Origin of the sequence: Bacillus sp. HMSC036E02, from assembly GCF_001836235.1 — a bacterium.
Classification (GTDB): Bacteria; Bacillota; Bacilli; order Bacillales; family Bacillaceae_G; genus Bacillus_A; species Bacillus_A cereus.
On record NZ_KV827806.1, the window covers coordinates 149133 to 171694 of the forward strand.

The following is a 22562-nucleotide window of genomic DNA, read 5'->3' on the forward strand; positions in this document are numbered from 1 at the left end:
CCATCAAGCCAAGAAAAGTAACTAACCGCAGAATGAGAATTCTGTGCATTTTGCTCTTGTTTATTGTTTTAGGTTCACTAGTCCTTTTATCTTGATAAACATAGAGCGCGGCCCCCTACTATCACTTTTTTATCTTGTAAATATATCTTGCATACTATAAAACCGAAAAGTATTTTTATTTTTCAGAAAAATAAAAACAATAACATGAAATTTATTGTATAATGTTGTAAAAAGATGTCGGAGGGATTTAATGTTAAATAAAATATCTCAATTCACAATTAAGCTTTCATCAATTCTTTTATCACTCTTACTATTATTAAATTTACCTTATTTATTTATCACTCAACAAGGATTTACCTTTCAACCAATTTATTTTTTTAATCAGACCGTTACTATGTTAAAACAGGTTTTTTCCCCTGAATCATTAGTGATTATAGGATCAGACCCGAAGTTTGGCCATTTCAAAAAAACACCATTATTTCCAACTGTTTTAGAACCTTACCTATATTCATTTACTATATTATTTTTAGCCTTTTTTCTTGCTCTCTTTTTATCATCTAGCATGGCATTTTTTTATTTTTTAGCAAAAGATTATATAAAAAAATGGATAAACCGAATTGTGTTCATATTAGAAGCTGTCCCTGATATGATGATGATGATTTGTTTGCAAATATTTTTCATATGGGTACTTCAGAAATTTGGGGAATCTCCTGTCACTATTATTTCTTTTAATGAAAATCGAGCTTATTTACTCCCTATTTTATCATTAGCTGTCTTACCTACATTACAAATGTTTCGGATGATGGTGTTATACATAAAAGAAGAGCAAGGAAAACATTACGTAGAGGTTGCATATGGAAAAGGCCTTTCATCAAGTTATATACTATGCATTCATTTATTCAAAAATATATCTATCCACTTCTTCCACCATTTAAAAACAATTTTTGTTTTCTTACTTTCTAATTTATTCATTTTAGAATTTGTTTTTAATATGGAAGGCATTATTCAATTTTTATTTAATAAGGCGTTTGTTTCACCTCCAGCTGCATTTATCATACTTGTTATGATTGTTTTACCATTTTACGCCATTTTCCAAATAGTCTCATTCATGATGAATAGATGGAAAAAGCAATTGAAAGGAGTATCATTATGAAATCTATTTGGAAATCAAAACGCTTTTTAATCGGCTTTGCTTATCTATTCATACTTATTTCAGCTAGTTTTATTTATAGTTGGTTCTTTAAAGATAACATCCCAAAACCTCCTCAGTTACTTTACAATGAAAATAACGAATTACTTGGAAAGGCCCCCTTTCCGCCATCGTTAATTCCACCTTTTGGATCTGATCGTTTTGGAGAGTCTGTTTTCTTACAAATTGTAGAAGGAGCAAAATTCACTATTTTATTAGCCGTGGCAATTAGCTTCTTTCGAATTTTATGCGGAACATGTATAGGAATCCTCTTAAGTTTATTTGCTCCAAAACTCAAGAGATTTTTCCAGTCATGCTCAGAAGTTTTTTATTATATTCCAACTCTATTTATCGCATTCATACTCATCACGCCCGTTAATATTATAATCACATCAAATGCTGATGGGGTAGATCCAAATATTTCATTTACGTTTTATCAAGTACTCGTACTTATTTTCGTCGCTCTGCCTACACTTTCTTTATACATATCCTCAGAAGTTGATGAATTTATGAAACAAGATTACATCTTAAGTTCACAATTACTGGGGGCTAGTCGTTTTCATATTATAAAAAAACACTTACGAGTCTTATTACTTGACCGCTTATTTGTATTATTTATGGAACATATCGTCCAAACACTCATACTCGTTATCCATTTAGCGTTGCTTAACATTGTAATTGGCGGCATACAAATGCGTGAACTCTATGACGGAGTGCTCAAACCTGTTTCTCTATCTAATGATTGGGCAGGTCTTATTGGATTAAATCGTAATGAAATGAATCTTTCATGGTGGATTATTTTTTATACTCTCGCTTCATTCTTTATTACGATTCTATTTATTAAGCTTATGACCATCGGGATTCAAGATGCACTGAAAGCAAGAGATTCGCAAATTATAGCAATTCAAAACGTTCCAGATCATAAAAAATTCGTTAAACATAAAGATTCCTTTTCGTTTGCAAATAAAGTAAACCTTTAATCATTTCTCATTAATCAAGTATTAATTGGCATTGATATTATAGAAAATAAAGAAGATGATTCCTATTAAATACAGGGATCATCTTCTTATGCTGTCTAACTTTTTTACATGTATTTGCTAGACTCATGCTTTTTATATTTAAAGTGAATTATTTGCAATCACAATTATGTTTTTTAAAATCAATTACCATACGCCCTTGAATTCTACCTTGTTCCATTTCTTCGAATACATTTTGTACTTTATCTAGAGAACAAGTTTGAACAACTGGCACTACTTTTCCTTCTGCCCCGAACATAAACGCCTCTTCCAAATCTTTACGAGTACCAACTAGAGAACCAACTACTTCAATTCCATCCAGTACAAGTCGTGGGATGTTTAAGTCCATTGTTTCTACTGGTAGCCCTACTGCAACTACTTTACCGCAAGCACGTACTGCATCAACTGCTGAGTTAAAGGCTACTTTAGAGACTGCTGTTACTACCGCAGCATAAGCGCCACCAAACTCCTCTTGCACAATTTTATCAGCAGGACCTTGAGAAATTGGATTGATAGTCATATCAGCACCAACTTCTTTCGCTAAGGCTAATTTGTCGTCATTAATATCTACTGCGATTACCTTTGCACCAAATACATTTTTAGCATATTGGATAGCTAAGTTACCTAATCCACCGCAGCCATAGATTACAATAGGTTGACTAGGTTTAATATCTGATACTTTAATAGCTTTATATGTAGTTACACCAGCACAAGTAATTGATGATGCTTGAGCAGGATCTAATCCTTCTGGTACTTTTACCGCATAATCAGCTGTAACGATACATTGTTCAGCCATACCACCATCCACTGAATAACCAGCGTTTTTAACTTCACGGCAAAATGTTTCTCTACCAGTTACGCAATATTCACAACGTCCACAAGATTGGAACATCCATGCAATACTTACACGGTCACCTATCTTTAGTGAAGTAACATCATCAGCTATTTTCGTAACAATACCTACACCCTCATGGCCAAGAATACGGCCATCAGTGTTACCAAAATCATGATTCGCAACATGTAAATCAGTGTGGCAAACTCCACAATACTCTACATCTACTAACGCTTCACCTGAGTGTAACGGACGTAATTCTTTGTCAATCACTTCGATGTTTGCTTTGCTGTTTTTATTAACCACTACTGCTTTCATATGTGATCTCCCCTTTAGTGTTTTAGCATTTTAATGAGTTTATCTCACAACTACTTTCTTCACTACTTTGGCTAGTTATTGTACCAAATTTAAGTGTTCAATCATCATTACATCTTCATCATAACATGACACTTCATAAACAACTTGTGAAATTATGAACAATATTTGAATTATTACACAAATCGGTCTTTATTTTAAATTTTTAAAAATGAGAGTTTATCATTGACTATAAGTAAGTCACATATTTCTAAAAGAAAATAAATTAACAAACTTCTTACCGATAAAAAAGCTCTTCACTCAATATTTTCTACATGTAAACACTTAGTTTCACAGTAATATCCTTTGCCACCAACATAAACTTTTTCTATTTTATTTTTGCTATTGGTTGCTAATTTAACTAATATTTCAGAAGGCGAGTGTAAAGAATAACCTTGTTCAAATACATAGACTTCTTTTTTCAAGTAGTCCTGTTCATAAAGATAGCAAGCTAATGCACCGTTCGAAGTTCCAGTCGCTGCTTCTTCATTAATGTCGTATAGCGGAGCAAAATTTCTGCATATAATTCGATTGTCATTAAAAGTATATAGATGCATCCCGACAACATTATAATACTTGCTAATTTCTTTAATTTTTTCAAAATTAGGTTGCAGTGCATGTAATTGTGTTTCGCTTTTTATAGGAATTAAAATATCTTTTAAGCCCGTGGAGACAATTTGAATTGGGTATTTATTGTCTATATCTTTACTATCAAAACAGTCGATGAACTCGTTTGGAGATACAACATCATAGAATATCGGTTTATTTTGTTCCATGAATATGATGTCATCTTTTATAGTAATAGTAAGAACACCGCTGTTCGTTTCAATCGTATAGCGATTCCTGAAAAGTTTATTTAAATGCATTAGTATCGCGAAAGAGCCAATTGTCGCATGACCACATAAATCAACTTCTTCTTTTGGTGTAAAATACTCAAATTTATAATCAGCAAGTTCAGATTCTGATATAAATGCGGTTTCCGCATAGCCCAGTTGTTTGGCTATTTCCATTTTTTGAGTAGTGGTCAATGTATTCTCAATAAATACCACTCCTGCTTTATTTCCGCCTTTATGATCCTTGCTAAATGCACTTGCAACATAAACGGATATTTTCATAAGACACCTTCCTCACTTATAGTAAATTATAGTATAGAAAGCACTACATATAAATTCCATTGGATAAATTATCCCTAAAATAAGAAACAAACTATTTTTAGCATTTGAACTCTCCAAAAATAGTTTGTCTACAGTCTGAAAGCTCTTCATTTGAAGAGCTTTTTTTATATTCGCTTCATCGAAATCGTTTCACGTATACTTTGTAAATTTTTTAGAGTTTCCTCTTGTCGCTGCAACGACAACCCTACATACAAAGTATCTAATAAGCTTAACTGTGCTAATCGTGATGAACTTGCTTCTGTGCGGAATTCAGTCTCACGTGTTGATGTATATAACGTTATATCAGCAAGTTGACTTAATGCTGATTTCTTATAGCTCGTAATCGCAATAATTTTGGCCCCTCTTACTTTCGCTACTTCTAACGCTTCAAGTAATCCTTTATTGCTACCAGAATGAGAAATACCAATAACAACTGAATTTTCCGAGAGTAAACCTGCCCCCATAATTTGAAAATGCGAATCAGTATGAGCGATACAAGAAATACCCGTTCTCATAAACTTATGATACGCATCCATTGCAATAATACCAGAGCCACCATTTCCATAAAACTCAATTCGACTTGCTTCTTGTAAGGCTCGTACAGCCTGCTCAAGTGCCGTTTCATTAAGCAAATGTAAAGTATCTTGCAGTCCTGTAATATGCGAATGAAAAACTTTTTTAGCAACAGTTACCATACTATCTTCTGCTGATACCTCTTCATGGATATTTTGCATCGGTGTATGTACAATTTCACGAGCTAATGTAATCTTTAAATCTTGAAAACCTTGCAAACCAAGGTTTTTACATAAGCGGAATATCGTAGCTTCGGAACTATTCGTAACTTCAGCTAATTCTGTAATAGATTTATGTACAACATCTTGTGGATGTTTCAAAATATGTTCCGCAATACTTCGCAATTTCGGTGATAAACCATTTAACGAAGCCTGAATCTTTCCAATCCCACTTCTTGTACCAGGCATAGCATATCCTCCCCTTCCATCGTAGCTTTATCCTGTAAAAACCGATTAGTTGAACTAATCATCAGTGGGGATGGTCCTCCACTGATTAGAGTTTCACTTTATTGTACCTAATTATCGAAAGAAGAAAAACCTATATTAGGGATTACTATAATTTTTAATTGCTCCTATGTATTCTGTCATACGATATAACAGAATTATTCATGCTTATGAATAATTCTCTCCATGTTTCACTGCGTATAATGCGGCTTGCGTACGATCATCCACTTCCAATTTAGCTAAAACGTTTGAAACGTGTGTTTTCACAGTTTGTTCTGTAATATGAAGTTCTGCTGCAATCTCCTTGTTGCTTCTTCCTTTCGCAATTTCGCGAAGTACCTCTTGCTCTCTTTTCGTTAACATTGAAAAAGGATTTTCTACTTCCTTCTTTACTGCAGAACGCCCCATTAATGCAGGTGTTACTTTCGGGTGAAAATTCGCATTTCCTTGATGTACTGCAATAATAGAAGCGACAAGTTGCTCAGGTTGTACTTCTTTTAATTGATAACCATCTGCTCCAGCTTCAAGTGCTGGTATAACATAATCTTGCTCTGAAAAACTACTTAATATAAGTACCTTTATTGTCTCATCATATTGCTTTAGACGTTTTGTTGCCTCAATTCCATCCATTTTCGGCATCGATACATCCATTAGCACGACATCTGGTTTTTCTTTTTGCACGAAATGTAATGCCTCTTCGCCATTTTCCGCTTCCCCAATAATTTCAAATTCTTCTCTCGTTTTCAAAAAGAATACAAGTCCTCTTCGAACGATATGATGATCCTCAACTAGTAGCAGTTTAATCTTCAACCTTATTCTCCCCTTCAAATCGGCAATTGAATTTCTATTTTTGTACCCTTTTTCAGCTCTGTTATAATTTGAAACGATCCCTTCATTAACTGAATACGTTCCTTCATACTTTTCAGGCCAAGTGCTGATTCCCTTACTTGTTCTTGTATAAATCCTATTCCATTGTCTTCTATGTAAAAATGTAACTGGTTATTTTCTATTTTCAAAAGAATATGTACCTTTTCACACGAAGCATGCTTTTTACAATTATGTAGCGCCTCTTGGCTAATACGCCATAAAACTTCTTCTATTTCATCCCCCATTGAAACCATCCCATCAATTCGAACTTCCACTTGAACTCCTAATAACTTCCCGTAATTTTGAATTGCTTCTACTAATCCTTTCTCCAATCCTTCAGGTCTTAATTGCCAAATTAATAGCGTCATCTCTTGTAATGCTTCTTGTGATAATTCCCCAATATAACTTAACATCTCTTGCAATTCTCTATCTTGCGTCATATTCAGAGTACCTTTCGCTGTTAGCATAATAGAAAATAACAATTGTTTTACTGAATCATGTAAATCACGTGCAAGTCGATTTCTTTCCGCTACCACTACATATTTACGTTCTTTCTCAACTAATTGAATACGTTGTATTGTCGTTCCAATTTGAAATGCAATTGATTCTAATAATGCTAACTCTTCCTCAGAAAAATGAGTCTTATGAGGTGCAGCCACATTTAGTAGACCAAATTTTTCTGATCCAGACCTAAGCGGAATTGTCGCATGATGTGTAACATCTTCTGTCTCTCCCCAATTACATTCAATTGCATCTTCTATTCGCTTACATTCAATAATATTAGTCGCTTTTTCCAATCTCCCATTCACAAAACGTTCTACACACCAACAGTTTCCTTCACACATCGGCTTCTTCTTTTGCCACGTAAGAGCCTCTGGTAAATTTTCGTCTACAAGCATACTGTGCTTTCCACTTTCATCAATAAAGAATATCCACCCTGTTTGTAAATTCATTACTTGTAACAATGTATGCAACACTTTTTCTAACATATCCTGTAAGTTTGTTGCTTCATTTAATAATTCAGCAATTTCTTTTAATGCTTCTAAACGACGCATTTCTTTTTCTTCAAAGTTCATTCTCATCACCAACTACAATTATAACATTAAGAAATTTCTAAATTCTATAAATAAAAAAAGAACCGAATTCCTTCAGCCCTTTCTTTATATCAATCATTTTATTATTGTTATTCTATCCAATGTTGGAAGCAGAATTTTTGTTAACAAACGATTCTACTTTAGTTGTCCGATAAAGATTGTCCACCATGGATATGCTGTAAACCTTCAGTAGTAACAACCATATTCGCTGCTGGCATTTGCACTTGATTTTTATGGAACATAGACATTAATTCAAATCTTACTTGTCTAGAAGTTTCAAAATAATCTTCTGGCTTTATTAAACCTGTAATACAAAATTCATAGCCAACATATTTCAAGTTAGGATTTAAGTCTGTAACACCGACGTATTTAAATGGTTCAACAGCCTCATCCTCTACTCTATAAAGAGTTTGATTCAATTTTTCATTGCATATAACACATACTTCTTCTAACAATTCCTTCACTCTTGTTGGATCTTCCTGATAACTTACCGTGATGCGTTCAATTACACGCATCCATCCTTTATTAAAATTTTGTATCGTTCTAATCTCTCCGTGCGGGATGGTAAGTAGTTTTCCTGACCATTCACGAATTTGCATAAAACGAATACTAATCTCTTCAATAGTTCCTGAATTTGTTCCGTTAAAAGTTACAAAATCACCAACCCGAAACTCTTTGTCCGCTAATCTTGCAAAGCCTAATATAACATCTTTTAGCATCTGTTGTGCAGCAAAACCGATGACAACTCCAGCTATCCCTGCACCTGCAATAATACTTTTTATATCTACAAATTGGCTAATTAAATATATGATAAGACTGATGATAATGATATATCTAAAAATAGATCGAATTACACTTTGAATTGTCTGCTCTACCTCTTCATCAAAAAAGCTTGATTTCCTAAAAAACCAATCAATAATACGGTTTATTACAAAAGAAATAATGATTAAAACTAAAGCAAATAGTAAAAATCTTAAAAGTAAAAACTCTCGTACATAATTAAAAAATTCTTCCGTATACGTTAATAAGCTCATTTAACCACTTCCTTACTAATTAAAAAATTCATAATCGCCTAAGTTTGTTCCAGAAAAATCTATTATCCTAATCTTAAATGCCACTACCCTTACTATGTATTTTGACTCTATTACTAATTCACTTTAAACAGTATGTCTAGCTGTTCTTTTTCCTGTCCCTTTAAATATACCCTTTTTAATAATCTAAAGGGAGCTAATAGTGATTTTTTAATATTACAACTTTATTCTACTCATTACGATTTCAATTAATTTATTAACTAAGTACAAAAAAGAGCTGAAATCATCAGCTCTTTTATTCGATGTTAATTGTTGTCTTACTGTTTTTTTCTTCTTTCAGTTTTGGTAATTCTATTGTCAGTACGCCATCTTTATAATTTGCTCTAACATTTTCTTCCTCAACTTGTTTAAAACTAAAGCGTCGAGTTACAGAACCTATAGAACGTTCTTTACGAATATATGTGCCATTCTCATTTTTTTCTTCTACTTCATTATGGTTAGTTGCTTGAATCGTTAATACATCTTGTTCAAAATCAACTTGAATGTTTTCTTTTTGAAAACCTGGTAAATCTGCTTTCACAGTATATTTATCAGATTGCTCATGAACATCTACTTTAAAAGTATCCATGTTCAGTGGCTTAAAGAAAGCATCTGTCATCCCTTCTAATAAAGAAGGCCCAAAATCAAAAATACCATTTTGACGTTTTGTTATCTCTGGAAATAAATTACGCATATTTTTTCCTCCTTATTATTTATGAATGAAAGATTATCTCTTTCTGCCTTTATTATAACATTTGGTCAAAAAAGGTCAAAGGTTTTGTTTGACCTTTTTTGATGTATATTTTACCAAATAACACAAATAAGTTATATGTCTTCTCTCCCCTTATAAAGAGGAATATATTTACATAATAACGAATAGTTTATTTGCTCTTATTTTTTCTTACGGAGGTTACATACAATGGGATATATTGAAGAACTTAGAAAAGTTGTCGGATCAAGACCACTCAATTTATTAGGCGTTGCGGTAGCTGTTTTCAATGAACAAGGACAAATAAAAGAGACCTTTTTTAAAGGCCTCTTTTTTCACTTCACTTCTGCATGTAAGCATGACTTAAAATGTCCAAGTGCAAATTCATGTCCTTGCGCATTAAAAGATGCAACTGCCTTTTCATAAACAACAATTTTAAACCCTTTATTATACGCATCTACTGCTGTATGAAGAACACAAATATCAGTACATACCCCTACAAGATGAACCTCTTCAATTCCTCTTTCTCTTAGCTTCATCTCTAAATCCGTTCCAGCAAATGCACTATACCGTGTTTTATCCATGTAATATACATTCTCTGCATTTTTATATGTTTCGTACACATCTTGTAATTCACCAAACAAATCTCTTCCATTTGTACCAGCTATATTATGAGACGGGAATAACTTTGATTCTGGATGATATACATCATTTTCTTCATGTTTATCAATAGCAAAGACAACGTAATCTCCATTTTCAATATATTGCTTCGTTATATGTACAATTTCCTTCTCAATTTCCTGTCCTGGTTTCCCGCATGTTAAAGCGCCTTTCTCAGCTACAAAATCATATGTATAATCAATATTTATAAGAGCTCGTTTCATTACTATCTCTCCTTCTTCTGTTTCACAGTAAACAATAGAAAATTTGTTATTACGACATCGTATGTACTATTCGACATTTCAAATGAAATACCTACATTTTTCTTCTGAAACTTACCTTAGCCCGAGTTTATCATATAATAGTTAAACAATGGTAAAACAAATAGCTCCTATTAACAAGTCATGAATTTGATAATTGAGCGTTATTTGCATAAACTCTTGTATCGTAAACCAAATTACTGCCATCATTAGGCTAATCAAAATGATACGAATACACCGATTCACATCTTCAACCTCTTTCTCTGTCATAGTAGTAACAAGTGATTACTTCCTATTTAATCGTATTAGAAAATGAAATAAGTTATTCACTCTTGCACACTCTAGTCCAAACAAAAAAGCACACTACTTTTTGAGTAATGTACTTTTTATTCATATTAAGACGCTGGTTTTGTCTCAAATGTTGCTTGATTAAAACTAATAACCTTTCCTTTCGGGTCATTGTTTTCATACTGAACTGCAGTAATTGTATGACTACCTGTTTCCAGCGTTTTTTCTTTTAACTGCACTGTTGTCTGCGTTGTACTAGTTACTTGATGTTTATCCGTATACATTTGATCTACAAATACGAATGTTTCTTTATCACTTTGAAAATTAGAAAGCTCTAATTCAACTTGCTGAATTAACGTATCCTTTTTGATGAATACAGTCGGTATATTGCCGTTTTCAGAAGTACCATCTGGAGTAATAACTTTTACTTTCCCTTCTCCAATTGACATTGCTCCTTCAGGAAATACAACCATATTCTCATCACTTGCGTTTACAACTTGTTCTTCCTGTTTTGATTGCGCGTCCTCTTTTTCCTGTGGAGCACCGCAACCAACTAATAACAATACAGACAATCCAGTGATTATGAATTTTTTCAAAATTCATCCCCCCTGTAACTTCATTATAATTTATTATACAAAAATAACTTTTAAATTTTGAGACTACTTTCAACACTTTCATGAACAAATAGAATCTTGCTCACGATTAATGTATCATACTTTCCTTAATAGAACATTAATTTTTTTTATGAAATAAATAGTAATTTCCTCTTATCTATCATTTTAGCCCAACATATGAATTACATACCCTCAAAAATAAAAAGACATTGTTAGTTCAATGTCTTTTCTATACAGCAATTAAAAAACAAACGTTGTAATCTCATCTACTTCTTTTCTTGGAAGTTTCTTCGGTTTATCTTTCGGAAATCCGAGTGAAATAACCATATTTATTTGTTTTTCAGGCTCAATTTGTAAATATTGGCGCAGTTCATCTTGAGCTAGCAATACTGGCCCTGTCATTGGACAAGTACCAAGTCCCTTTGCATGTGCAGCTAACATTAAGTTTTGTGCCGCTAAACAGCTACTCTTAATGCCTTCTTCTTCCCAAACTGAATCTGGAACAAAAGCAATTGGATCAAATATCTTTTCACGGAACTTTGATTCATATGGTGTTGCCAAACATACGATTAATACTGGTGCCTCCGAGAAAGCTGTTGCATATGGTCCGAAAGAACGTGTAAGTAATTTCCCTGCTTTCTCTTCTCCATTTTCTGCTGCTTTTGTCGCAAGTTTATGTAATGCATCCCATGTCATTTGTTCAATTTCTTTAATCTTCTCTCGATTCATGATAACTACGAATTCCCACGTTTGTGAATTCGTATCACTCGGTGCGTAACGAGCACAATCAATTATTTCTTTTATATCATTAGTAGATACTTCTTGATCTGTAAACTTTCTAACACTTCGTCTTCCGTGAATTACTTCTTTAAAATCTTCATAATTCATATATTAAATCCCCTTTTTACAGCGTTTTCAAAACTTGTCCTATGCTTGAATTATATCATGAAAAAAAGCCGGAAGAATACCAGCTTTTTTCTTCATAATTAATTTGTCACTTTAAATAAACGAATACTCTCTTCGTATGCAGCTTGTAGTTTTTTCGTAATTGGTCCTCTTTCACCAGCCCCGAACTGTTCATCACCAATTTGAACGACTGGGAATATTTCAAGCGGCGTCGCTGTAAAGAAGCACTCCTCAGCGTCATATACTTCTTGTAATGAAAACTCTCGTTCCTCTACATCGATATGTAACTCTTTCGCTAATGTAATTACGTAGTGACGTGTAATACCATGTAAAATGAAATGATCCGCTGGATGTGTAATCAACTTATTATTCTTCACGATAAAGAAATTGGAATGACACCCTTCAGTCACAATACCATCTCGTACTAATATTGCTTCTTGATACCCTTGTTCATTTATTTTGTTTTTGATCATGATATTAGGAAGCAGATTTAAAGATTTTATATGGCAAAACTTCCACCTGATATCCTCTTCTACTGTCACCTTAATCCCTGCCTCCATTGAAGCAACTGGTCTTGGGAACGAAACGAGATTTGCAAAATATGTCGGTTGTAAATCTGATTCATATACATGATTGCGCGGTTGTGCCCCTCTTGATATTTGTAAATATACATTCCCATCTTCTTGAAATTGATTTTTTTTAATCATTTGATATAACTCTTCTACTAATTCTTCCTTCGTAAATGGTGGAATTAGTTTTATTTCCGCCATAGAGTTAAAGAATCGTTCCAAATGTAAATCTAATAAATGAGGCTTGCCATCGTATAGTCTAAATACTTCATAAATCCCATCACCAAATTGGAAGCCTCGCTCTTCTAATGCGACCATCGGCTGTTCTTCCTTCGTATTAATCATTCTCCCATTAAACAAGATCCAATCTTTATGAGTAGCTTTCATTCTTCCCCACTCCTTTATCACATGATTGATTTTATTGTACAACTTATGACACCCTGAAAGAAGGAATTTTCTGTATTTTCACAAACAAAAAATACATCACTTCGTAAAAGTGATGTATTTTATCATTTATTTAAGGAAATATTTTTCAATATCATCTAACATAAGGTTCGCAGCTTTAATACCGCCTGCTGTATTCCAGATTACCTCATCTACTTGGAATACTTTGTTATTTTTAGAAGCCTGTAGTTGCTTAAAGAGTGGATCTTCTGTCCATTCCTTTGCTAACGAATTTCCTTCATTATTCTTATCTGCATCTTTATCAGACGTGAAATAGAATAAGTAGTCTCCGTCCATATTTGGAATCTGCTCTTTTGTAATTCCTTTTATCGCAAAATCATCTTTATCTTGTAATGGTGGTCGTTTAAATCCAATATCATTTAAAACAACGCCCGAGAATGAGTTTTTTTGATAAATGCGAACATCACCTGGCACGAAACGAATAATAGAAACTTTAGAATTCAATTTATCGCCTAACTTCTCTTTCATTCCTTCAATGCGTTTTTTATAATCATCAAGAGCTTTTTGCCCTTCTTTTTCTTTATTTACAGCTTTTGTATAAAGTGTAAAGTTTTCTTTCCAATCACCGCGTAATGTTTCTGCATAAACAGTTGGTGCGATTTCTTTTAGCTGATCATATATTTTTTCATGACGCATTTTATTTCCGATAATTAAATCTGGCTTAAGCTTCATTACAGCCTCTAAATTAATATCACGTTCAGTTCCTACAACTTTCGTGTTTTTTAACTCTTTCGCTAAATGAGGATACCATTCATCACCAGCACGTGGTTTCGTAGTCCCCACTGGCGTTACGCCCACAGCTAGGAGAGCCTCTGCGCCTTCATTTGTTAAAACAACAACTTTTTTAGGTGTACCATTTACTGTCGTTTCACCCATTGCATGCTTTACCGTATATGAATCTTTTGCTTTCGCTGATATATTATTTTCTTTTTTCTCTTCTTTACTACATCCTGCAATTACAACCATGAGTATCATAATGCAGAACATAATTAGTTTTTTAGTATGTATCATATGTCCTCCCTAGATGAAATCGATTATCATTAACATTTAAAGATTAATGTATCTTACATACATTGTCAATGTATATAAGAAAACTTTTTTAATATATACTTTTTAGATTCTATCCACTTTTCTAATGTTTCTTTTTAAAATATAGTGCATAAGTATGAAAATAAATGTTGTTATTAAAATGCGCATCCTTGTTATACATAACAAGGATACGCATCCATATTGCATTATCATTTTAATTCCTAATATTGAGTATATTTAATATACGCTGGGTCATTATATACCCACTGATTTCCACCAAGGTTTAACCAACCATTTTCATTTATATATACTAAATAAGATTCTGGAGAATTTAATTGGCGGATAACTGCAGATGTAGTTGATGGACCACTTCTTAAATTTACATTCATCCCTTGTATATATGCAACCCCAATCGGGCTTCCATCACTATTGCTTGTCTTTACAAAATTAATGTACGAAGGATCATTATACACCCATTGTCCATTCCCCAAATCTAGCCATCCGTTACTTTCCTGATATACAACGTAAGATTCTGGTGAATTTAATTGACGAATAACTGAGGAAGAAGTTGATGGACCATTTCTTAAATTTACATTTTTCCCAAGAATATAAGCGATTCCCTTCGTTTGAGGTGTCGGTTGTGGGTTAGGAGGTTGTGGATTTGGAGCTACTCCAAAAATAGCTGCTATTCCATTTGCATACGCTTGACTTAGATCTTCAATAAATTGTGGATTTTTTAATAAATTTGCATCAAACGCTGTATCAATAAAAGCAGTCTCAGTTAAAATTGCATCCATTGCGGTTTCTCTTAATACCGCATAATTTTCTTTTTTTGCTCCTCGATCACGAAGACCATATTTTGTTAATACAGGATTGACAGCTGTATGCATTTTTTGTTGCTTTGCATATGCAGTGCTGCTATTGGATAACGCATTATAAATATAACTTTCAAAACCTGTACCCCCGCCGCTATTAATATGAAATGAAATAAAATAATCCGCACTGAAAGCATTAGCAATATTAGCACGTTCCGATAAAGAAATAAACACATCACTATCACGTGTCATTTTAATTGTAATTGGGTAATTTACCGTTAAAATGTCTCGAACGCGTCTAGCAATTTGAAGTGTTAAGTTTTTTTCTACTAAACCATTACCAACAGCACCAGAATCATATCCACCGTGCCCTGCGTCTATAACAAGTTTCATTTTATTGCCCCGCCCCTTTCTTGTAATATGTTTGCATTTCTACTCGTCCTATTTTATGTGAAATGTACAGGTTCTGTTACAATTGCAAATAAAAAAACCGCCTTATGTAAGGCGGTTTCTATCATCTTGCTTTAACCAATTTAAAATAAATATATACGATTGATAGTGAACATAACGTATGCAAAATAAAATAAATAAAAGTGCTATTCCAACACCACTATAAAGTAAACCAAACTTTAAAAAAACATTTACAAGTGGTGGAAAGTTCATTAAATTTTGTAATGTACTAAGCATACAAAACATAATGAAAAAGACAGGGATGTATTGTAATTCATACGGCTTTTTTTTCTTACTCATTCTTTTCCGAATGATTATATGACATAATTCTGCTACTATAAAGCACCCTCCAATTAATACAAGACCAGAAGTCATCGTCATACATCCACCTGCCTTATATTTATTGTATCGCATAAATAATCATCGTTATATTTTCTTTACATACTCTTCATCTTCTGAAGCAAAACCAAAACTCTCTATGAAAGACTTCGCCTTTTCTGTTAATTTCTCTTGTAGCACTTTTATTTCTTTCACATTTCTTTGTTTCATCATTTCTTCAAATGTAAAATACGTATTTGTACCATAACCGTAACCTTGGTAATCAAAATGAATAATTAGCTGTGATAAAACAGCCCGTTCCTCTTGTACACTATAATCTATTACACCAATATATGTATCATCAACTTTCACACAGTACTGTACCTTTTTCTCACCTAAACTATGCGATTTAAACATTTCTTTAACAACGCTTTCATTTTCTACAGTAACTTTCTCAAACGTAATCATATGTTGTCCATCCTTTTACTATTATTGTATCAATAATACTTCTTATTTATGAAAAAAACCTTAAGACCGTATGCGATCTTAAGGTTTTTCTAATTAAACTAAGCTATACGCACGTTTTGTTTCTTCATGGAACTTATTCGTATCGTATTTATGCTCAACATAAATTTGGTGCCATACCATAAACGCAAGTACAGTCCAAATTTTACGGCTATAATCGCCTTTATCTGCACAATGTGCTTCCAGTAAGTTTAATACATACTGTTTGTCGATTAAATGCTCTGTCTTACTTTCGTTTATAATATTTATAGCCCAATCATGCATTTCGTCTTTTAACCAGTGACGAATTGGTACTGGGAATCCAAGTTTTTTACGATCTAATACGTGATCTGGAACGATTCCGCGTGCTGCTTCACGTAAAATAGCTTTCGTAGTTCCGTTAGCAATCTTAAATTCAGTTGGAATTTTAGATGCAACATCGAATACTTCTTTATCTAAGAACGGTACACGAAGTTCTAATGAGTTTGCCATTGTCATTTTATCAGCTTTTAATAAAATGTCACCGCGTAGCCATGTGAACATGTCAATGTACTGCATTTTACTTACATCATCATAATCTTTAATCTCGTTATACAATGGTTTCGTGATATCCATATAGTTAACACTTTCATTGTAATACTTCATTAATTCAGCTTTTTCTTCTTCACGGAAGATTTTAGCATTTCCATAGTAACGCTCTTCAATTGGTGTACATCCACGCTCTAGGAAGCTCTTACCTTTAAATCCTTCTTTAAGAGCACCACTTAATGCTTTTAGAACGCTCTTACCTGGGCTAGGAATGTAAGAGAACATTTTTAGTGAGTTTGGCTCACGGTAAATGTTATAACCACCAAATAGCTCGTCTGCGCCTTCACCAGAAAGAACAACTGTTACATGTTTACGTGCTTCTTTCGCAACGAAGTACAATGGTACAGCTGCTGGATCAGCTAAAGGATCATCCATATGCCAAATGATTTTTGGGAACTCATCCATAAATTCTTTCGCTGAAATGAATACGTTATGGTTTTTAACGCCTAATTTCTCAGCAGTTTCTTTCGCAACATCAACTTCACTGAAACCACGTTGCTCAAAACCAACAGAGAATGTTAAAAGATTTGGATTCATTTCTCTTGCGATAGAAGCGATGATAGATGAATCGATACCACCAGATAAGAATGAACCTACTGGTACATCACTACGCATATGCACTTTTACTGAATCATATAACACATCACGAATTGCTTGGATATGCTCCTCTTTCGTTGCACTTGAAGCGTTGAAATAAGGTTTCCAGTAGCGATGGATTTCCATCTCTTTACCGATTTCTTTTACGAAATAATGACCAGGCTCGATTTTATTAACATCAATTGTTAACGTTTCTGGCTCTGGACCATATTGGTACGTAAAGTAATGTTGTAGTGACGTTGGATTAACGCCTTTATCTTCCATCACATGCATAATACTTTTCTTCTCAGATGCGAAGAATGTAGTATCACCTTGTTGTGCAATGTATAAAGGTTTAATACCGAAGTGGTCACGTGCACCGAAAAGTTTCTTTTCCTCACGATCCCAAATCATAAATGCAAACATACCACGAAGGTAGTCTACACATTTTTCTTTCATATGTGCATACAATGCAATGATAACTTCTGTATCAGATTGCGTTGCAAACGTTGCACCTTTTTCAAGTAACATTTCACGTAATTCTACATAGTTGTAAATTTCACCATTAAAAATAATTACATATCGATCATTTTCATAAGTTAGCGGCTGATGTCCTGCCTCTAAGTCAATGATGCTTAAACGGCGGAAGCCAAATTGTACATGTTCATCACGAAAATATCCTTCGTCATCTGGACCACGGTGGAAAATCATCGTGTTCATATTTTCAAATTGATGTTTTTCTGTTTCTGAAAACTCTCTAGGGTTTTCACATAAACATCCTACAAAACCACACATACTTCTTACCCTCTTTCAGTTTTCATTCTGTCTCTATACTACTATATCAACCCTATTTATACTAGCATAATCAACTGAATATGGCGACCAAAAACTATAAAAAAATCACTCCATTTCACATTTTTAACAATTTTTTATGAAAACATGAAAACTAGGCACTCACCTTTCTCCGCTTTTGTCATATGATATTGCAAATTGATTTCTAGGAGGGAATACCATGAGTGAAGAAAAAAAAGATTCTTCTCGCCCACCGGTTCGTAATTACTTAAAGCAAATTGATGATTTCTTCGAGCAAACACCTCTTCGCAATGTAATCGCTGATTTAAATCATTTTTTCCAAAAAGGAAACCGTTTATTAACATTCCCTGTAGATTTATATGAAGTTGGTGAAGAACTCGTTGTTACAGCTGAACTACCAGGTATACAAAAAGAACAAATCCAAATTGAAATACAAAGTGAATACTTAAAAGTCTCTGTAAAAGAAGAGATACTTGAAGAAGAAGAAGAACAAACATCCCATAACTATTATCGCCGAGAACGTTCCATTTCAGAAGCATCAAGATTGATTAAATTGCCGTATTCAATTAATAAAAAAGCGGCAAAAGCTTCTTATCAAAACGGCGTATTAGAAATTCGTGCGCCGAAACTTCCCCAGCAACATGACATTTTATCGATAGACTAATACAAAAAAAATAAGGGTGCTATGCACCCTTATTTTTAACCCACTAATCGCTTCATATCACGTATAATGTCTTCGTATGGCGTATTACTAATGCCACTATACTTTTTCATTACTTTTCCGTTTTGATCAATTAAATAAAATGATGTCCCATGCATGACCTGACCGTTCTCCGGCTTATCAACAAGTGATTGGAAATTATCTTTTGAAAACTTTGTAATATCTTCTAACGAATACCCCGTTAATAAATTCCAGTTACTAGTATCCTCTGTAAACTTTTGAATAAAAGCTTTCAGATTTTCTGGCTTATCAAGGTCTGGATCTACACTAAATGAAACAAACTGAACGTCTAATTTCTCTTCTTTTGCCATCTTTTGAAGCTTGGCCATATTTGCAGTCATTGGTGGACAAACTGTCTGACAATTTGTGAACATAAAATCTGCAACCCAAACTTTCCCTTTTAAATCTTTTGTACCAAATTTCTTTCCATCTTGATTTGTAAATTGGAAGGTTTCTAAATCCCAATTTAATGGTTTACGAAGCTTTGAACCTGATTCACTACATCCAGCAAGTACAAAGAGACAAAATACAACCATAAGACCAATTATTTTTTGATAACGCTTCATTTATAAACCTCTTTTCTCTATCCTAAATTTAAATAGGTTATGTTTATAATAACAAAAGTTAACACTACGAGAAAATTGTTTACTACATTTGTTCACGAAATCGTACGAATTTACGTATGTTACTTCTTTATTTCAAGCGAATTACTAGACAAAATATATTTTTTTACTATTATTTCTCTAAATAAAAGTGATAAAACTAATTTCATTGTTACTTTTGTAAATACCTCTCCCTATTTTTTAACAATTCCTTAAACATTAATCCATGTTTTACACTGTATTCCTTAACAACATTTCGGTACAATACAAATACAACGATTTTAAATGAGGTGATGTTCATGGCAAAGCGCTATGAAAATATGGATAATGTTAGTACAAAAAAATCAATTCGCTCTTTTTTACGCTGGCGTAAAGAACGAAAGCAAAACAAAAAAGATTTTTCTTTCTTAGTAGAACAATCACCCGTTAAACAAAGTGCATTTTTGCAAAGTAATGTTGAAAAAACGACTATCACATGGATTGGGCATTCCACTTTTCTTATCCAAACGAATGGACTTAATATATTAACAGATCCAGTATGGGCTAATAAATTAAAGCTAGTTCCAAGACTTACAGAACCTGGACTCTCTATAGAAGCACTACCTAAAATTGATATTGTCCTTATTTCACATGGTCATTATGATCATTTAGATTTTTCAACTCTTCGTCAGTTGAATGATGATGTTCTATATCTTGTACCTATTGGATTAAAAAAATTATTTACTCGTAAGAAATTTAAACATGTAGAAGAGTATAAATGGTGGGAAAGTACGATAATTAACGAAGTTTCTTTTCACTTCGTACCTGCTCAGCACTGGACGAGAAGATTCTTATTTGATATGAATACGTCTCACTGGGGCGGATGGATTATTGATAATGAAACGACTATGGAAACCATATATTTTTGTGGCGACAGTGGCTATTTCCAAGGTTTCAAAGAAATTGGTGAACGCTTTTTAATTGATATTGCTCTTATGCCCATTGGCGCTTATGAACCAGAATGGTTTATGAAAGTATCTCATGTTTCACCTGAAGAGGCCGTGCAAGCTTATTTAGATTTAAACGCTACACATTTTATACCAATGCATTACGGAGCTTTTGCACTCGCCGATGAAACACCTCGTGAAGCAATAACTAGACTTCGAAATAATTGGAATTTGCGCATGTTACCGTGGGAACAACTGCATGTACTCTTTTTAGGTCAAACTTTTATTTATAGTAACGCAACAAATGATAAGCAAATAAACGAAAAAATTGAAACTTTACATGTGTAACGTAATGACTGATTTTCTATATCCAACATATAATATAGAAAATCCTATAGTGAAACTTTAATTAGTGGGATTTCTTCATCCCCACTGATTATTTACCTTCATCAATCAAGCTTTTACGGGCAGCCCGCTACCTAACCTCTTTGCTCCAGCTAAATTTGAGGTAGAGAGTTTTACTGTCCGCAAATAGCGGGATAAAGGGTGTTTTCTATGAATGAATATTTACAGACTCGCTATATCATTAGCGGTAGTGCCTGTGTAGCTCTTCTTATTTCTTACTTTCTATTTACATAAAAAAGCTACTTGAAATATATTTTCAAGTAGCTTTTTTATTACTCTGCTAAATACATAAATCCGATTGCGCCCGGACCTGTATGAGTACTAATAATAGGCGTTGTGTAGAAAATTTCTGATTGAGCAAATCCACTCACTTTTTCAACCGCCGCTTTCATACTTTCAGCTAAAGGAATTGCTTTCGCATGCGGAATTGCAACAGCTTTTACGACTTTTCCAGCCGTATCTTGCTCAAATAACTTAGCTAATGTTTTTACAATTTGGCCTTGGCTACGAACTTTCGTTACAGGATTATAAACACCGTCTTCAAGACTAGCAATCGGCTTTATATTAAGTAGCGAACCGATAAACGCTTTTCCTTTACCGATACGTCCACCCTTCACTAAGTTTTCTAATGTATCCACTACTACATATAAACGAGTATTCTTTCTTACTTCATCTACACGTTTTAAAATTTCTTCTAGTGAGCGTCCGTCATTTGCCATTTTGGCAGCTTCAATTACTTGATATGCTAAAGCATGTGTAATAAATTGAGAATCAACAACTGTTACTTTTGTATCAGTCATTGATGCAGCGCTATTTGCAGTTGCTACAGTACCGCTCATTCCACTTGTCATATGGATAGAAAGGACTTCGCTTCCATCTTCCCCTAGCTTGTCATACATTTCTACAAATGTACCCATAGCTGGTTGTGATGTTTTTGGTAATTCCTCTGATTTAATCATTTCTTCAATAAATTCGTCAGGTTGTAAATCAACGCGATCTAAATATGTTTTTCCATTTACAGAGATTGATAATGGTAAAACATGAATGTCATACTTTTCGATTACGTCTTGTGATAAATCTGCCGTTGAATCTGTTACAATTTTAATTTTTTGCATACTATACTTCTTCCCTTTCCAATACGCTCTCCTTGTTATTATACTAGTATTCCCATTGCTTTCAACAATTTGGAACGAAATTTCATCAAATTAATTATATTTTCATATCTAAAATGAAAAAGACAGAGTTTACTAACCCTGTCCGTACTTCGTATCATGCATTTTTTTCAAGGGTATTTGTTTTATATACATTTAAATAATCATTCCACTTCAAACAATTTTGTAAATATTCACGGAAAGAATACGAAAATCTTGGGTGTTTTTGTTTTTGAATTTTTGCAATAAATAATTGAAGACGAGACTGAATTAGAAACGATAATGGATGCTGTGCCTGTAGGACAGGGATTTCGAATATTTTAATGCAATCCCCTGTTGAATGAGTGAAATAAAAACTTTTCGTAATCACAATATCAATCCTCTTTTTCATTGGATTTTTGAACTTCCTCTACTTTGCGCTGTAACACGTTGTTTAAAGTGGAGTAAAATCAGACTTATATGATTTCTGTAGTCCTTATGGCTAGAAGATTTATACTCTATTCATCTCCACCTAATTCACCTTCCCGTCCTAAATATCTCTGAGACGGGAATCTCATTATCCATCAATTGTTTAATACATTTAGTATAAGCTTATAAAAGC

At 33.5% G+C, this 22562-nt stretch carries 24 protein-coding genes; 4 read left to right on the forward strand and 20 right to left on the reverse strand.

Going from position 1 to position 22562, the window contains the following annotated elements:
- Window positions 1-250: 250 nt before the first annotated feature.
- Complete coding sequence (locus tag HMPREF2590_RS03025; RefSeq protein ID WP_000932684.1) at window positions 251-1153, forward strand: ABC transporter permease subunit; 903 nt, start codon at window positions 251-253, stop codon at window positions 1151-1153.
- Complete coding sequence (locus HMPREF2590_RS03030) at window positions 1150-2169, forward strand: ABC transporter permease (RefSeq protein ID WP_000836557.1); 1020 nt, start codon at window positions 1150-1152, stop codon at window positions 2167-2169. Before HMPREF2590_RS03025 ends, HMPREF2590_RS03030 begins: the two co-directional genes overlap by 4 nt.
- Window positions 2170-2317: 148 nt before the next feature.
- On the opposite strand, the gene adhP is transcribed toward HMPREF2590_RS03030, so the two are convergent.
- From adhP to asnB, 17 genes are all read right to left on the reverse strand, one after another.
- Window positions 2318-3355, reverse strand: a complete 1038-nt coding sequence (gene adhP / locus HMPREF2590_RS03035) for an alcohol dehydrogenase AdhP (RefSeq protein ID WP_000649109.1) — start codon at window positions 3353-3355, stop codon at window positions 2318-2320.
- A 293-nt stretch (window positions 3356-3648) separates the two neighbouring features.
- Window positions 3649-4506: a PhzF family phenazine biosynthesis protein gene (locus HMPREF2590_RS03040; RefSeq protein ID WP_000704320.1), complete on the reverse strand. Its 858-nt coding sequence runs from the start codon at window positions 4504-4506 to the stop codon at window positions 3649-3651.
- Between the two features lie 164 nt (window positions 4507-4670).
- Entirely contained in the window at window positions 4671-5525 is an 855-nt protein-coding gene (locus HMPREF2590_RS03045; protein WP_001119649.1) for a MurR/RpiR family transcriptional regulator, read from the reverse strand.
- Window positions 5526-5729: 204 nt separating this feature from the next.
- Window positions 5730-6371 (reverse strand): two-component system response regulator CasR, encoded by a 642-nt coding sequence (casR, locus tag HMPREF2590_RS03050; RefSeq protein ID WP_000694626.1) that lies wholly within the window; start codon window positions 6369-6371, stop codon window positions 5730-5732.
- Between the two features lie 14 nt (window positions 6372-6385).
- Window positions 6386-7504 (reverse strand): two-component system sensor histidine kinase CasK, encoded by a 1119-nt coding sequence (gene casK / locus HMPREF2590_RS03055; RefSeq protein ID WP_001008468.1) that lies wholly within the window; start codon window positions 7502-7504, stop codon window positions 6386-6388.
- Window positions 7505-7662: 158 nt separating this feature from the next.
- Window positions 7663-8556: a mechanosensitive ion channel family protein gene (locus tag HMPREF2590_RS03060; protein WP_000055433.1), complete on the reverse strand. Its 894-nt coding sequence runs from the start codon at window positions 8554-8556 to the stop codon at window positions 7663-7665.
- A 292-nt stretch (window positions 8557-8848) separates the two neighbouring features.
- Window positions 8849-9286 carry an Hsp20/alpha crystallin family protein gene (locus tag HMPREF2590_RS03065; RefSeq protein WP_001245052.1) on the reverse strand — a complete coding sequence of 146 codons (438 nt, stop codon included), beginning with the start codon at window positions 9284-9286 and terminating at the stop codon, window positions 8849-8851.
- Window positions 9287-9636: 350 nt separating this feature from the next.
- A complete protein-coding gene (locus HMPREF2590_RS03070) occupies window positions 9637-10185 on the reverse strand; it encodes a cysteine hydrolase family protein (protein WP_000816766.1) in 549 nt (182 codons plus the stop codon).
- Window positions 10186-10326: 141 nt separating this feature from the next.
- Window positions 10327-10491, reverse strand: coding sequence for a hypothetical protein (locus HMPREF2590_RS30270; RefSeq protein ID WP_043328393.1), 165 nt, complete (start codon window positions 10489-10491; stop codon window positions 10327-10329).
- Window positions 10492-10616: 125 nt separating this feature from the next.
- Window positions 10617-11105 (reverse strand): putative periplasmic lipoprotein, encoded by a 489-nt coding sequence (locus HMPREF2590_RS03080; protein ID WP_000713496.1) that lies wholly within the window; start codon window positions 11103-11105, stop codon window positions 10617-10619.
- A 258-nt stretch (window positions 11106-11363) separates the two neighbouring features.
- Window positions 11364-12011, reverse strand: a complete 648-nt coding sequence (locus HMPREF2590_RS03085; protein ID WP_001105291.1) for a nitroreductase family protein — start codon at window positions 12009-12011, stop codon at window positions 11364-11366.
- A gap of 98 nt (window positions 12012-12109) precedes the next feature.
- Complete coding sequence (gene dat / locus HMPREF2590_RS03090) at window positions 12110-12985, reverse strand: D-amino-acid transaminase (protein ID WP_000648387.1); 876 nt, start codon at window positions 12983-12985, stop codon at window positions 12110-12112.
- Between the two features lie 126 nt (window positions 12986-13111).
- Window positions 13112-14074: an ABC transporter substrate-binding protein gene (locus HMPREF2590_RS03095; RefSeq protein ID WP_000581993.1), complete on the reverse strand. Its 963-nt coding sequence runs from the start codon at window positions 14072-14074 to the stop codon at window positions 13112-13114.
- A 239-nt stretch (window positions 14075-14313) separates the two neighbouring features.
- The gene (locus tag HMPREF2590_RS03100) at window positions 14314-15300 is read right to left on the reverse strand and encodes an N-acetylmuramoyl-L-alanine amidase (protein ID WP_000779890.1); all 987 of its coding nucleotides are present in this window, start codon (window positions 15298-15300) and stop codon (window positions 14314-14316) included.
- A 102-nt stretch (window positions 15301-15402) separates the two neighbouring features.
- A complete protein-coding gene (locus tag HMPREF2590_RS03105) occupies window positions 15403-15732 on the reverse strand; it encodes a hypothetical protein (protein WP_000200459.1) in 330 nt (109 codons plus the stop codon).
- A gap of 51 nt (window positions 15733-15783) precedes the next feature.
- The gene (locus HMPREF2590_RS03110; protein ID WP_000627522.1) at window positions 15784-16143 is read right to left on the reverse strand and encodes a GNAT family N-acetyltransferase; all 360 of its coding nucleotides are present in this window, start codon (window positions 16141-16143) and stop codon (window positions 15784-15786) included.
- A 93-nt stretch (window positions 16144-16236) separates the two neighbouring features.
- Window positions 16237-18138, reverse strand: coding sequence for an asparagine synthase (glutamine-hydrolyzing) (gene asnB, locus HMPREF2590_RS03115; protein WP_000333816.1), 1902 nt, complete (start codon window positions 18136-18138; stop codon window positions 16237-16239).
- A 217-nt stretch (window positions 18139-18355) separates the two neighbouring features.
- Between asnB and HMPREF2590_RS03120 the strand changes: the two genes are divergently transcribed.
- The gene (locus tag HMPREF2590_RS03120; RefSeq protein WP_001288085.1) at window positions 18356-18820 is read left to right on the forward strand and encodes an Hsp20/alpha crystallin family protein; all 465 of its coding nucleotides are present in this window, start codon (window positions 18356-18358) and stop codon (window positions 18818-18820) included.
- Between the two features lie 35 nt (window positions 18821-18855).
- Here HMPREF2590_RS03120 and HMPREF2590_RS03125 read toward each other — a convergent pair whose 3' ends face one another.
- Window positions 18856-19443, reverse strand: coding sequence for an SCO family protein (locus HMPREF2590_RS03125; protein ID WP_000833331.1), 588 nt, complete (start codon window positions 19441-19443; stop codon window positions 18856-18858).
- Window positions 19444-19778: 335 nt separating this feature from the next.
- Here HMPREF2590_RS03125 and HMPREF2590_RS03130 point away from each other — a divergent pair, with 335 nt between their 5' ends.
- Window positions 19779-20753: an MBL fold metallo-hydrolase gene (locus HMPREF2590_RS03130; RefSeq protein WP_001129628.1), complete on the forward strand. Its 975-nt coding sequence runs from the start codon at window positions 19779-19781 to the stop codon at window positions 20751-20753.
- Window positions 20754-21082: 329 nt separating this feature from the next.
- Here the strand turns inward: HMPREF2590_RS03130 and HMPREF2590_RS03135 are convergent, their stop codons facing one another.
- A complete protein-coding gene (locus HMPREF2590_RS03135; RefSeq protein ID WP_001169468.1) occupies window positions 21083-21925 on the reverse strand; it encodes a DegV family protein in 843 nt (280 codons plus the stop codon).
- A gap of 154 nt (window positions 21926-22079) precedes the next feature.
- Window positions 22080-22331, reverse strand: a complete 252-nt coding sequence (locus HMPREF2590_RS03140; protein WP_000629012.1) for a DUF2535 family protein — start codon at window positions 22329-22331, stop codon at window positions 22080-22082.
- Window positions 22332-22562: the final 231 nt, after the last annotated feature.